Consider the following 13,657-nt stretch of genomic DNA (forward strand, 5'->3'; position numbering starts at 1 on the left):
AGGCTGGCCGGGTAACTGTCACGATGTCGGCATGGTGACGAAACCCGGAAAAGAGGATCCGGCCGAGTACGGCGACCGGATCGCAGATGTCTACGACCGGTGGCATCTCGTGGGTTCCCGAGTCGAGGAGATCGGCGCGGTCGTCGACTTCCCCGCGGAACGGGCCGGCGACGGGCCGGTACTGGAACTCGGAATCGGGACCGGGCGAATCGCCCTGCCGCTGGCGGCGCGTGGAATTCCGGTAGCCGGGATCGACGCCTCCGAGCGCATGGTTGGGCGGCTGCGGGCGAAACCCGGCGGCGCGGAACTGCCGGTGACGATCGGGGATTTCGCCGACATCGACGTTCCAGGAGGTTCGTTCAGCCTCGTCTACGTCGTGTTCAGCACGTTCTTCGCCCTGCTGACCCAGGCTGACCAGGAACGGTGTTTCGCCTCGGCCGCCGCCCGCCTGCGGCCCGGCGGGGTGTTCATCCTGGAGGCGTTCGTACCGGAACTCTCCCTGTTCGACCGCGGGCAGGACCTCCGGGTCACCACGACCGCCGACGACGAGACCCGGTTGAACACCGCGATACTCGACCGCTCCACCCAGCGGATCCATAGCCGCCACATCGCCATCACCGACCACGGCATCGACACCTATCTCCGGTGGAGTTGCGCCACGCCTGGCCCGCCGAGCTCGATCTCATGGCTCGGCTCGCCGGCCTGGCACTGGTCGACCGGTACGGTGGCTGGGATAGTGCGCCCTTCACCGCCGCCAGCACCGTCCACATCTCCACTTGGCGCAGGTCCTGACCCGGCGCCCCCGGACCCGAGCCGGCCCGGACCTCGGCCAGCCTCGACCGGGGCGGATCCCAGACCTGGCGCACCTCCCCGGTTGGGCACCTCCCGAGACGGCGAGGAACCGTCAGTCGATCCAGTCACGGGGCCAGTGGATCTCCTCGGCCGTAAGGCGGGGCCGGTCGGTCAGGGACCAGGGCGCGTCCAGGTCTTCCTGGACGACGGAGAAAAGTCCATGGTCAAATGGCTCCCCCGGCGCCGGGGCGACCTGGACCAGCCGTTCCCGCACCCCGGCGCGCTGATGTGTCAGCGCCCGGTTATGGCAGTAGGGATTGTTGCCGGCGCGGCCGAAGAAAGTGTGGGCGGTCCAGGTGCAGCCGCCGCGGCAGACGTCCGCGTACGCACAGCCGCGGCAGAAGCCCCACAGGTTCTCGACCGCGGCCGGCGTCCCCGCCGCCATGTTGACCGCTAGCTCGGGAGCGTCACGCAGCAGATCGGTGAGGCTGCGGTCGCGGATGTTGCCCCAGCGTAGTCCCGGGTCGGCAACGAGGGGCAACCCTTGATCGTGCCGTCCGCCTCGATGCCGAGCGTGGACAACCCGGCCTGGCATCCCGCCCAGAAGGCCGACCCCTCGGGAGAGCGCAGCAGCCTTTCGTAAGGGCCGTAGTAGCCGACGTTGTTGCCGGCATGGACGCGGATGCCGTCCCGGCGGGCGCGACGCGCGATCCGGGCAAGCATCGGGAACACCTCGAGCAGCTCGACCGGCTGGAGCAGGAGCTCGGCGTGGTCGGCCGCGTTGCCCATCGGAACGGTCAGCTGCCACTGCCAGGCGACGACGCCCGCGGCCCGCAGCCGCCGGTACAGCTCGGGCAGTTCGGATGCGGTCAGACGATTGATCTGGGTGTTGCAGGTAGCCTCGACGTCGGCGGCGCGCAGCCATTCCATCGTCGTGAAACACGACTGCCACGAGCCCTTCCGGCCGCGTAAGCGATCGTGGGTGGCGGCCATCCCGTCCACCGACACCGAGCACTGTTCGACACCCGCCGTGCGCAGTCCGCGCGCCATGGCCGCGCTCATCCGGTATCCACCCGTCGTGACCGTGCATCCCATGCCCCGGCGGGTGATCTCGGCCGCGATCGTCAACCAGTCGCGGCGCAGGAACGCCTCACCGCCGATGAGCGTGACTTCGTCCACGCCGACCGCCGCGAGCTGCGCCACGACGTCGAGCGCCTGCTCGGTCGTCAGCTCCGCGGGCCGCCGGTCACCGGCGCGCGAGCCGCAGTGCCCGCAGGCGAGATTGCACGCCAGGGTCAGCTCCCAGACGGCGTACGTCCGGCGCGGCGCCGTCCTCCTCGACCGGAGAGAACCGGGTGGACCGGGCGGACCGGGCGCCTGAGCACGTGCCACGGGAACGAACCCGGTCATCTCGGATCCGTCACCTTCGGAACAGGCGACGCAGCCAACCCCGCCGAGGCCCGGAAAACCACTGATCCCGGTCGGGCTGGGGCGGCGGGAGCGGTTGGAGCGGTGGGCCGCCGTACACGGGCGTCGCGATCGGAAGCTCGCCCGTGCCCCAGGCTGACCCCGCGGACTGCGGCGGCGGGTAGAGCCCGGGAGGCGGCTGGGCCGACGGCCACCGGCCGGATGCTTCGAGGGTCGTCTCGGTGGACTCCTCCGCGGCCAGTCTCTCGGCGATGTCCTCAGCCCGCCCCGGGCCGACCTGCGCAGCCCAGGAGGGCCCTCGTGGCAGCCGCGGGTCCGCCGGTTCATCCTTCGCCATCCCCCACCTCCACCGACATCATCGCCGAAAGAGCCCGCACCGGCCATCGGCACCGTTCACCGACCATCGGCACTGTTGCATCCCGGGAAGGCACGGCATGCTAACCGCTCAGGGTCGACCGGAGCGATCCCGATCCGCTTTCTTGTCAGAGTTCACCTAACGAGCCGTCCGGCTCGCGCTCATCCCCGCTGTCACACGCACAGGCTGGTAGCGCAACCGCTCGCGTCAGACCTCGACGGTCAGATCTCGACGACGGCCTGGGCGAACTGGGACTGGTACAGCCGGGAGTACAGGCCGCCAGCGGCCAGGAGTTCGGTGTGGGTGCCCTGTTCGACGATGGCTCCGTTCTCCATCACAAGAATGGTGTCCGCGTCCCGGATGGTCGACAGTCGATGCGCGATGACGAACGCGGTCCGGCCCGCCCGCAGGGTCGACATCGCCCGTTGGATGAGGACCTCGGTACGGGTGTCCACCGAACTCGTCGCCTCGTCGAGAACCAGGATCAGAGGTTCCACGAGGAAGGCACGGGCGATGGTGATCAGCTGCTTCTCCCCGCCGCTCACGCCGACCCCCTCGTCGTCGAGCACGGTGTCGTAACCCGCGGGAAGGGTGCGGATGAACCGGTCGACGTGCGCGGCGCGGGCCGCCGCCACGATCTGCTCCTGGGTGGCGCCCTCCGCACCGTAGGCGATGTTCTCCGCGATCGTTCCGCCGAACAGCCAGGTGTCCTGCAGGACCATGCCGATGCTGGCCCGCAGTTCATCCCGGGACATCGCCGCGACATCGACCCCGTCCAAGGTGATCCGTCCGCCGGTGACCTCGTAGAAGCGCATCAGCAGGTTGATCAGAGTGGTCTTGCCGGCACCGGTCGGCCCGACGACCGCGACGGTGTGACCAGGTTCCGCGACGAGTGACAGGTCCTCGATCAACGGCTTGTTCGGTTCGTAGCGGAAGGAGACGTGTTCGAAGGCCACCCGGCCACGAAGCCGCTCCGGATGCGCCGGAACCGCCCGGTCGGGTTCCTGCTCGACGGTGTCGAGCAGGTCGAACACCCGCTCCGCGGAGGCCACCCCGGACTGCACCAGGTTCGCCATGCTGGCAACCTGGGACAACGGCTGGCTGAACTGCCGAGAGTATTGGATGAACGCCTGGACGTCACCGATCGACAGCGAGCCGGACGCGACCCGCAGGCCGCCGATCACCGCTACCAGCACGTAGTTCAGGTTTCCGATGAACAACATCGAGGGCTGCATGAGACCGGAGATGAACTGCGCGCGCCAACTGGCGGCGTAGAGCCGCTCGTTCTGCTCACGAAAGATCTCCGCGGATTCCTCCTGCCGGCCGAACGCCCGCACGAGCGTGTGCCCGGTGTACATCTCCTCGATATGGGCGTTGAGACCACCGGTGATCCGCCACTGAGCGACGAACTGGGGCTGAGCCAGCTTGCCGACCCGGGTCGCCACCATGATCGACACTGGCACCGTGACCAGCGCGATCAGGGCGAGGATCCAGGAGATCCAGAGCATCATCGACAGCACGCCCACGATCGTCAGCGTCGACACGACGATCTGCGACATGCTCTGCTGCAGGCTCTGCCCGAAGTTGTCGATGTCGTTGGTGACCCGGCTGAGCACCTCGCCTCGCGGCTGACCGTCGAAGTAACGGATGGGCAACCGCGAGATCTTCGCCTGGACGTCGCGGCGCAGATCACTGATCACTCTCTGCAGGGCCAGGTTCGCCAGCCGGGCCTGGAGCACACCGCACAGCCCGGACACCGCGTAGACGAGCACGACCCCCAGCAGCACGACACCGATGGCATCGAAGTCCAGGCCATGACCGGGGGTCACGTCGAGCGAGGCGAGCAGGTCCGCCTGGGTGCCGTGGCCGGTGGCACGCAGCTGCGCGACCGCCTGCTCCTTCGTGCTGCCAGCGGGCAGCCGCCGACTGAAGATCCCCGCGAACACCAGGTCGGTGGCGTGGCCGAGCAGGCGAGGACCGATCACGCTCAGACCGATACTCAACGTCGCCAGGACCACGACGGCGATCATCAGGTGACGCTGCGGTCGCAGCAGTCCGAGCAGTCGGCGGCTCGAGGCGGCGAAGTCCATCGACTTCTCCGTCGCGCCCGGGCCTATGAAGAACCGAGCGGGCCCGGCCGTCGGAGCCGGGCCGCGGCGCGGTACCGGTACCGGGCTGCTCATGCCGCCTCTTCCTCGGTGAGCTGGGAGAGCACAATCTCGCGGTACGTGGTGTTGTCGGCCATCAACTGCTGGTGGGTGCCGACGCCGACCACCTCACCGTGGTCCAGCACGATGATCTGATCCGCATCCCGGATGGTGGCGACCCGCTGAGCAACGATCACCACGGTCGCGGCGGAGGTCTCGTGGGCGAGCGCCCTGCGCAGACGGGCGTCGGTGGCGTAGTCGAGGGCCGAGAAGGAGTCGTCGAACAGGTAGATCTCCGGGCGGTGAACGAGCACGCGGGCGATGGAGAGCCGTTGGCGCTGGCCGCCGGAGACGTTCGTGCCACCCTGGGCGATCGCGGTGCCGAGACCGTCCGGCATGGCTTCGACGAAGTCCTTCGCCTGCGCAATCTCCAGCGCGCGCCACAGTTCGTCTTCGGTGGCGTCCGGATTTCCGTAACGCAGATTGGTCGCGACGGTGCCGGAGAACAGATACGGCTTCTGTGGAACCAGGCCGACGGTCCGGGCGAGCAGCGCCGGGTCGAGATCGCGGACGTCGACGCCGTCGACGAGGACGGCACCCTCGGTGGCGTCGGCCAGCCGCGGGACCAGACCGAGCAGCGTCGTCTTGCCGCTACCGGTGCTGCCAATGATGGCTGTGGTCTGACCCGGCCGGGCGCACAGGCTGATTCCGCGCAGGACCGGCGCCTCCGCTCCCGGGTAGTGGAACCCAACGCCCCGCAGTTCCAGGTCACCGTGGCGGCGCAACTCCCGCACCGGGTTCTGCGGTGGCAGGACCGTGGAGTCGGTCTCGAGCACCTCCTGGATGCGCTCCGCGCACACCTCGGCGCGGGGAATCATCATAAACATGAAGGTGGCCATCATCACCGACATCAGGATCTGCATCAGGTAGCTGAGGAAGGCCGTCAGCGCGCCGATCTGCATCTGGCCGGCGTCGATACGGTGAGCACCGAACCACAGCACGGCCACGCTCGAGAAGTTGACCACGGTGAGCACGAGCGGGAACATCAACGCCATGAGTCGACCGAACCGCAACGAGACGTCGGTCAGTTCGGCGTCAGCCACCGCGAACCGGCGCCGCTCATAATCGTCCTGGACAAAAGCGCGGATCACCCGGAGTCCGGTGATCTGCTCCCGCAGGATCCGATTGACGGCGTCCAGGCGCTCCTGCATCGCCCGGCCCAGCGGCCGCATCCGTCGCACGATCAAGCTGATGATCACCGCGAGGACCGGAGTGATCGCGACGAGCAGGAGCGAGAGCCCGGCGTCCTGATTGACCGCCAGGATGATGCCGCCCAGGCACATGATCGGCGCGGAGACCATGAGCGTGAAGCTCATCAACATCAGCATCTGCACCTGCTGCACGTCGTTCGTGGCCCGGGTGATCAGTGAGGACGCACCGAAGCGGCCGACCTCCCGCGCTGAGAATGACTGGACCCGGTCGAACACCGACGCCCGGATATCCCGACCGAGCGCCATCGCCGTCCGGGCTCCGAAGAAGACGGCGGCGCCGGCGCAGACGATCTGCACGACGCTGACACCGAGCATGAGTCCACCGATACGCATGATGTAGCCGGTGTCGCCGATGACCACTCCACGATCAATGATGTCAGCGTTGAGGGTGGGGAGGTAGAGCATGGCGATCGTCGCCACCAGCTGCAGAAGGACCAGTAGCGAGATCGGCCGGCCGTAGGGGCCGAGGTGAGCCCGCAGAAGTCGGATCAGCATACGGTCCCTCTCGGTGGCGGCTGGTGGTCGAACCGGTAGATCGCGACAACGGTGGGTAACCACATTGCAAACGTGTTGCGACCCTACGACGTCAACCCAACATCAGGTCAAGGCATTTTCAGTGCCACGCACTGGAGAGTTGGGGGCCAGTGCCACGCACTGGAGACATGGCAGCTACCTCATGCCGGATACCTGCCGGGGATGTCGGCGAGCGGTGCGGGTCCGCCAAAAAGGCTGCCCTGGCCGAGGTCGCAGCCGCTGTGCGCGAGGGTGGCGGCCTGCTTCGCGTCGGTGATGCCGGTGCCCAGCAGTGAGATGCCCAGCCCGCGGATGGTGGCGAGGAACGCCGTGCGCAACGTGCCGTCGTTTTCTTCTTCCCCGGGGGTGCGGCCGTCGGTCAGCGATTCGGTCAGCTGCCGGGTGGCGGTGGCGTCGAGCACGATGATCTGGACGGGGAGTGGCAGAAGGGGATCGAACGAGAGGTCCTCGGCGCTGGGACAGATGATCGCGAGCCTGATGCCTCGTGCGGCCAGTCCGCGCAGCGCCCGCAGGGCGGCCTGATCGGTGTGGTGCGTCGCGCCGACGACGCGGAGCACGAGAGCATCGGGTGGCAGGTGGTGGACGGTCAGGGCACTGATCACCTCGGTCGTGAACCAGGCGTCAGCGGCATCGATGATCGAGACGGGGATGTGGAGGGCCACCTCCGGATGGCCCGTGCTTCGGTAGCGGCCGAGGTCACGGCAGGCCCGGTCGAGCAGGATGTGCTCCAGTGCGGGGGCCAGCCCGGTCTGCTGGGCGGTGGGGATGAGACGGTGGTGGGGAGCGGGTCGGGAGGACGGGTCGTCCCACCGAAGCGCCGCCTCGACACCGACGGTCCGACCGGTGTGGAGCTCGATGATCGGCTGATAGCTGACGTCGAGGGTACCGCCGCCATCCTCGCCGCGTACGGCGTGGGTGAGGCTGGTGCGCAGGGCATCCTCGGCGCTGGCGGGGCACAGCTCCGGCCGGTACACCACCAGGGTGCCTTTACCCCGCCGTTTTGCGGCATACATGGCGGAGTCTGCCTGTTTCAGCACGCTTTCCGCAGTGGCCTGAGTGCCGGGGTCGACAACGACCAGCCCAATGCTGGCCTGGATTGTATGAACCGTTCCGGCGAGTACCAAGGGTACGCGGAGTGTTTCCAGGATCCGCCGCCCGATGGACTCGGGGTCGACGCAGCCACCTTCCAGTAGGACCGCGAACTCGTCGCCGCTGATGCGGGCAACCGTGTCGGTGGTACGGGCGCAACTCGTCAGCCGATCCGCGGTTACGCGAAGCAGGTCGTCGCCGGCCGCGTGCCCGAATCTGTCGTTGACGCTCTTGAAGTCGTCGAGGTCGCAGAACAGTAGTGCAAGCTGCGTATTGTCCTGCGTATTGTCGTGGAGGCGCCGGGCAAGTCCGCGTTGCAGTCGGGCCGTCAACAGCGTGCGGTTCGCCAGGTCGGTCAGCGGATCGTGCAGGGCCTGGTGGTGCAGCTGTCGTTCGCGGGTGTAGCGGTGGGCGTTGTCCAGGCACAGCGCCGCGCGGGCGGCCAACTCCTCGGCCAGGGCCAAGTCGTCGTCCTCGTAGGGCTCTGGTTGCCGGGAGCGGTAGAAACTGGCCACCCCGAACATTACGTCGCGGGTGGACAGGGGAACCGTGATGAGCGAGTGGATCCCCTGCGCGAGGAGTCGCTCGACGCGTTCGGGGTCCTGGGCCTGCCAGCCGGGAGCGGCGTGCAGGTCGGCATCAAGCACCGCCCGCCCGCTGGCCAGGCACCGGGCCTGCGGCGTGGAGGGCAGGAAGCTGATCTGGTGACCGGCCGGGTAGAGGGCGAGGCCTTCCTGGATGCCGTGCAGGGCGGCGCGGCGCAGCAGTGCGTTCGGACGCAGCAGTGCGGTCGGATGCAGCGAATCCTCGCCCCGCAGGACAGACTCCGCCAGGTCCACCGTGACGACGTCGGCGAGTTCGGGCACGGCTGCCTGGGCCAGTTCCTCGGCGGTCCGGGTCACGTCGAGGGTGGTCCCGATGTGCATACTGGCCTCGTACAGCAGGGTGAGGCGTCGCCGTGCCGCCACCGCGAGACGGCCGATTCCCTGTTCCCCGATGGCCAGCAGCGACGCGCCGATGGCGGGCTGCCGGCTGGCCGGGGGGGTACTGGCCGGGGGGGTACTGGCCGGGCGAGTGGCGTCGAGTGCACTGGCCGGCGGGCGCGGTATCGGCCTGGGCGCGCCGAGCGCGGCATACGGCAGGAAAAGCCCCGGCGCCGACGGGGCACCGGCGTCGGCCCCCTGCGGCTGGCTGTTGAGGTGCCCTGCCACGGCCGCGGCGCTGGTCATAAGGCGACGGGGCGGCCCGAAGGGAAAGGCGACCTCGACGGCCAGTCCGGCCACCGCGGAGTGCGTCTGTACCTTCCTGCACACCAGCGTGGCGGTCTGACCGTGCGGCAGGGATACCTCGATGACGGTCGGGCGGCCCGCTGCGATCAGTTCAGCGGCCTTCTCCTGCAAAACCAGCCGAATATCACGCTCGATCTCGATGCCGGACCCGGCCTTGAGATCGAGCGGAAACTGTGCGCCGCCAGCCGGTATCCGCATCCGGTGTTTGGCCTGCCGGTACGCCAGGAGCAAGGCCCGTTCCCGCTCGCTCGCCTGTTCCAGCAGCCGATGTTCGATGGCGCGGCCAGCCTCCCCCACCATGGCTTCCGCCGACGGATTCGCCTCGGCGAGCCTGCAGATGAGGCTGAACACGCCCTCGATGCGCCCGCTGAGGGGGTCGCGGACGGGAACGGATATGCACGCGTCCGGCTGGTAGAGGTCAGCGAAGTGCTCGGCGCCCGAGACCCGGGCGGGGCGCCTTTCCACGAGTGCGAGGGCTACGGCGCTGGTGCCGACCAGGTGCTCGGCGACGCAGAACCCAGGGTGTAGGCCGAAGGATGCCTCACCGACCCGGTGCGCCAGTATTCTTGCCTGGTCGTCGGTGAGACACACGCACACCCAGGTCCCGGCGATCGTGGATGCCAGTCGGTCGAGCACCGGGTCGGCCGCGCGGACCAGGCGCGTATCCAGGTCAAGATCCGGATCATAGACGGGGGAGCACCGGTCCGGGCTCACGTTCAGTACCTGGCTGCGCCACCACGAACCCAAGATCGCGTTTTGTGGGCCTTCCGCTACCAGGTCACCGGTCAGGAATAGTTCCCGCAGGTGAGCGTTGTTACGCTGCGCAAGGTCATCCCAGATGTCCACGATGAGTTCACCTACCTCCTCGGGATCCCCAGGGGTTTCCGCCTCACCCTGGCCTGCGCGCACATTCCACACCATCGAATCTACTACACCATTGTAGGCCTGCTGCCGCCTGCGGAATGCTCCGATCTGCGAGCGACGCTTGATATGAGACCGGTATAAGCATGTATGCGATGCTGGCGACGCTACCGGTGGAGCGGGACGCCCTAGTCGATCATGCCGTTGTGATCATGCAGCCGGCGTTCTGTTCGCACGACGGCGCGGCACGGTCCGAGCACGCTCGACCTGCCGCAGCGGCTCAGAATGCCGCGCGAGCTCCGACGGCGGAGGCGTCGACGTCCACGATCTCCTTACCCAGGGGCAGCAGCGAGACCGGGATTAGTTTGAAGTTCGCCAGGCCGAGCGGGATACCGATGATGGTGAGGCAGAGTGCCAGGCCGGTGGTGAGATGTCCCAGTGCCAACCACCAACCGGCCAGAAGGATCCACAGCACGTTTCCGATCAGAGACGCCTCGCCAGCGCCGGGTCGGTCGACAATGCGCCGTCCGAACGGCCACAGTGCGAAGTTCGCCATCCGCAGAGCGGCGATCCCGAAGGGGATCGTGACGATGAGAATGAAGCACACGAGCGCCGCGAGGGCGTAACCGACGGCGAGCCAGAAACCACCGAATACCAACCAGATGACGTTGAGCACGAGGCGCATGAGCTGACCCGCTCTCTCTCCCGATCCGACACCGGGATCTCCGACACCGGGATCGTGGTGAACGCCGATGGCAAGCCTGCCGGGAACATCGACGCCACTCGTCGATCAGCACCGAACTTTATCGTACCAATCGGGTCCAGGTCGTCCGGACACGGTCGTCCGGGCACGGTCATCGGAACTCGCGATGACGCACCGTCAGGTACACCACGACGATCTGCCCCCGGGATGCCATCGCAAACAGAGTGGATGCCACGCGGCCCGGCACGTTCCGGCCCGGCTCGCTACTGTCGTGGCAGCAGTCCATGCCGGCATGTCGCGTCCGCACGAACGCAGGTGACGTACGCCGCCGCCGGGCACAGGCAGCGTCCCGGCCATGGTCGTCGGTATCCAGGAGGTGATCCGGTTCGGGCAGCTCAACCGGCTCCCGCCTGCCGTGGACACGAGGTGTTGCCCCGGTTACCTCTCTCGAGAGCGGAAATGATGCGCGGATGACCGATATGCAGGCATTCGACCACGTGATCGATCTCGTCGGAAACACACCGCTGGTCCGGATCACACCGACGATCGAGACGATGCCGGCGCCGGTGCTGGCAAAGCTGGAGTACCTCAATCCCGGTGGATCGGTGAAAGACCGGGTGGCGCTGACCATGGTCTCCGCCGCCGAGGAGGCCGGGCTGCTTCCGCCTGGTGGGACCATCATCGAACCTACCAGCGGAAACACCGGTGTCGGTCTGGCCCTGGTGGCGGCCCGGCGGGGCTATCGCTGCGTGTTCACCATGCCTGACAAGATCAGCGAAGAGAAACGGGCCGTCCTGCGCGCCTACGGCGCCGAGGTCGTCATCTGCCCGACAGCAGTGGCACCCGACGACCCCCGCTCCTACTACTCGGTGGCCCGCCGGCTCGTCCGCGAGACTCCCGGTGGTTGGAGCCCGGATCAGTATTCCAACCCGAACAATCCCGCTGCGCACCACGCTACGACCGGGCCGGAGATCTGGCAGGCCACGAACGGTCGCGTCACCCACTTCGTCGCCGGCATCGGGACCGGCGGGACGATCAGTGGAGTCGGCCGTTATCTCAAGGAGGCGTCCGGCGGAACCGTGCAGATCGTGGGCGCGGATCCGGAGGGTTCGGTCTACTCCGGTGGCAGCGGCCGACCCTACCTCGTCGAAGGCGTCGGGGAGGACATCTGGCCGACGACCTACGACAAGACGGTCGTCGACCGGGTGGAGGCGGTCAGCGACCGCGACTCGTTCCTGATGACGCGCGAGCTGGCCAGGAAATGCGGGCTGCTGGTGGGCGGGTCAGGCGGACTCGTGGTGGTCGTCGCCCTCCGGGTCGCTCGCGAGCTCGGCCCGGACGACGCCGTCGTGGTCCTGCTTCCGGACTCCGGCCGCGGATACCTGTCGAAGATCTTCAACGACGAATGGATGTACGAGTACGGCTTTCTGGAGCCACCGTCGAACGAGCCGACCGTCTCGGACGTCCTGCGGAACAAGACCGAACAGACCAGTGGTCCCCCCGATCTGGTGCATGTCCACCCGGCCGAGACAGTCGGTGCCGCCATCTCCTACCTGCGCGAGTACAACGTGTCGCAGATGCCGGTGGTGCGGCACGAACCGCCCCTGCGGGCGGCGGAGGTCGCGGGTTCCGTCATCGAGCGGCATCTGCTCGCGGCGGTCTTCGCCGACCGGTCCGCCATCGACGATCCGGTCGCCGATCATCTGTCGCCGTCGCTTCCGATGGTGGGTACCGGCGAGCCACTGGCCCGGATCGTCGCGGTGCTCGGGGACGAACCCGCGGTGTTGGTACACGACGAGGGTAATCCCGTCGGCATCCTTACCCGTGCCGACCTGCTGAGTTTCCTGGCCGTCCGCTAGATCGGCACCGATCATCGAGGAGGCCCTAGCGTGGCGCCATGCCTATGGAGCAGCCCACTGAGGGATTCGAGACCATCGCGATCCATGCCGGCCAGGAGCCCGATCCCATCACGGGAGCGGTGGTGACGCCGATCCACCAGTCCTCGACGTTCGCCCAGGATGGCGTGGGTGGGCTTCGGAGCGGTTACGAGTACAGCCGTTCGGCGAATCCGACCCGTACCGCGCTGGAGACCTGCCTCGCCGCACTGGAACGCGGGACGGTCGGCCTCGCTTTCTCCTCCGGCATGGCGGCGACAGACGCCCTGCTGCGAACTGTCTGCCGGCCCGGAGACCACGTCATCATCCCGGCGGACGCCTATGGCGGCACCTACCGGCTCATTGCCCGGGTGCTCGCCGACTGGGGCGTCGACCACACCAACGTCGATCTCACCGACCTCGATGCGGTGCGAGTCGCGATCCGTCCGGGCACCACGCGGCTGGTGTGGTGCGAAACCCCGACCAATCCCATGCTGTCCATCGCCGACATCGTCGCTCTCTCGTCGCTGGCGCATGACGCGGGGGCGCTGCTAACAGTCGACAACACGTTCGCCTCGCCCTACCTGCAGCAGCCACTGACCCTGGGTGCGGACGCGGTGGTGCATTCCACGACGAAGTATCTCGGTGGCCACAGCGATGTCGTCGGCGGCGCGCTCGTGGTCGGCGATCCGGACCTGGGCGCCCGGCTACGATTCCTGCAGAACGCGGCCGGCGCCGTCGCCGGCCCCTTCGACAGCTGGCTGGTACTGCGCGGTGTCAAGACGCTCCCCATTCGGATGGACCGACACTGCGACAACGCTCGACGTATCGCGGCCGAGCTCACCACGCACCCCGCCGTCGGGACCGTCCGCTACCCGGGTTCGACCGGGCATGCGGGTCACGGCATCGCCGCGAAGCAAATGCGTGACTTCGGGGGAATGGTCTCGTTCACCCTTCGGGCCGGCCCCCGCGCGGCCGTGGAGGCATGCGGCCGGACCAGGCTGTTCACTCTCGCCGAGTCGTTGGGTGGGGTGGAATCCCTGATCGAACATCCGGCGAGCATGACCCATGCCTCGGTGGAGGGCTCACCGCTCGCGGTACCCGCGGACCTGGTTCGGCTCTCGGTCGGGATCGAATCGGTGGACGACCTCGTCGCCGATCTGCACCAGGCGCTGCGCGGGCTTTCCGACAGATCCGCGTAGCCCGGCCCCGATTTCGGGAGTGGCGGCTTCTGGCGCACGCGCCCGGTACGGAAGGGCGAACCAGCGAAAAAGTCCAAACCTTAACCCACAGCGGCGACATAGAATTCGTAAT

Annotated in this window: 8 protein-coding genes; 3 read left to right on the forward strand and 5 right to left on the reverse strand. The window is 67.8% G+C overall.

Annotation, left to right across the window (positions count from 1 at the left end):
• Positions 1-1,249: class I SAM-dependent DNA methyltransferase (locus AC08OT_RS02410; RefSeq protein WP_476602492.1), on the forward strand; the 1,249-nt coding region annotated here is incomplete at its 5' end.
• Here AC08OT_RS02410 and AC08OT_RS02415 read toward each other — a convergent pair.
• From AC08OT_RS02415 to AC08OT_RS02435, 5 genes are all read right to left on the reverse strand, one after another.
• Positions 1,246-2,202: a radical SAM protein gene (locus AC08OT_RS02415; protein WP_476591859.1), complete on the reverse strand. Its 957-nt coding sequence runs from the start codon at positions 2,200-2,202 to the stop codon at positions 1,246-1,248. The two genes, AC08OT_RS02410 and AC08OT_RS02415, sit on opposite strands and share 4 nt — an antisense overlap.
• A 594-nt stretch (positions 2,203-2,796) precedes the next feature.
• Positions 2,797-4,758, reverse strand: coding sequence for an ABC transporter ATP-binding protein (locus AC08OT_RS02420; protein ID WP_476591860.1), 1,962 nt, complete (start codon positions 4,756-4,758; stop codon positions 2,797-2,799).
• Positions 4,755-6,488: an ABC transporter ATP-binding protein gene (locus AC08OT_RS02425; protein ID WP_476591861.1), complete on the reverse strand. Its 1,734-nt coding sequence runs from the start codon at positions 6,486-6,488 to the stop codon at positions 4,755-4,757. Before AC08OT_RS02425 ends, AC08OT_RS02420 begins: the two co-directional genes overlap by 4 nt.
• Before the next feature lie 179 nt (positions 6,489-6,667).
• Positions 6,668-9,751: a putative bifunctional diguanylate cyclase/phosphodiesterase gene (locus tag AC08OT_RS02430; RefSeq protein WP_476591862.1), complete on the reverse strand. Its 3,084-nt coding sequence runs from the start codon at positions 9,749-9,751 to the stop codon at positions 6,668-6,670.
• A 295-nt stretch (positions 9,752-10,046) separates the two neighbouring features.
• Positions 10,047-10,451: a YccF domain-containing protein gene (locus AC08OT_RS02435; RefSeq protein WP_476591863.1), complete on the reverse strand. Its 405-nt coding sequence runs from the start codon at positions 10,449-10,451 to the stop codon at positions 10,047-10,049.
• 497 nt (positions 10,452-10,948) lie between these two features.
• Here AC08OT_RS02435 and AC08OT_RS02440 point away from each other — a divergent pair, with 497 nt between their 5' ends.
• Both AC08OT_RS02440 and AC08OT_RS02445 read left to right on the forward strand, forming a co-directional pair.
• On the forward strand, positions 10,949-12,328 hold the full coding sequence (locus AC08OT_RS02440) for a cystathionine beta-synthase (protein ID WP_476591877.1): 1,380 nt from the start codon (positions 10,949-10,951) through the stop codon (positions 12,326-12,328).
• A gap of 38 nt (positions 12,329-12,366) precedes the next feature.
• A complete protein-coding gene (locus AC08OT_RS02445) occupies positions 12,367-13,545 on the forward strand; it encodes a cystathionine gamma-synthase (protein WP_476591864.1) in 1,179 nt (392 codons plus the stop codon).
• Positions 13,546-13,657: the final 112 nt, after the last annotated feature.

The sequence above is a fragment of the Frankia sp. CgJB1 genome (assembly GCF_977947065.1).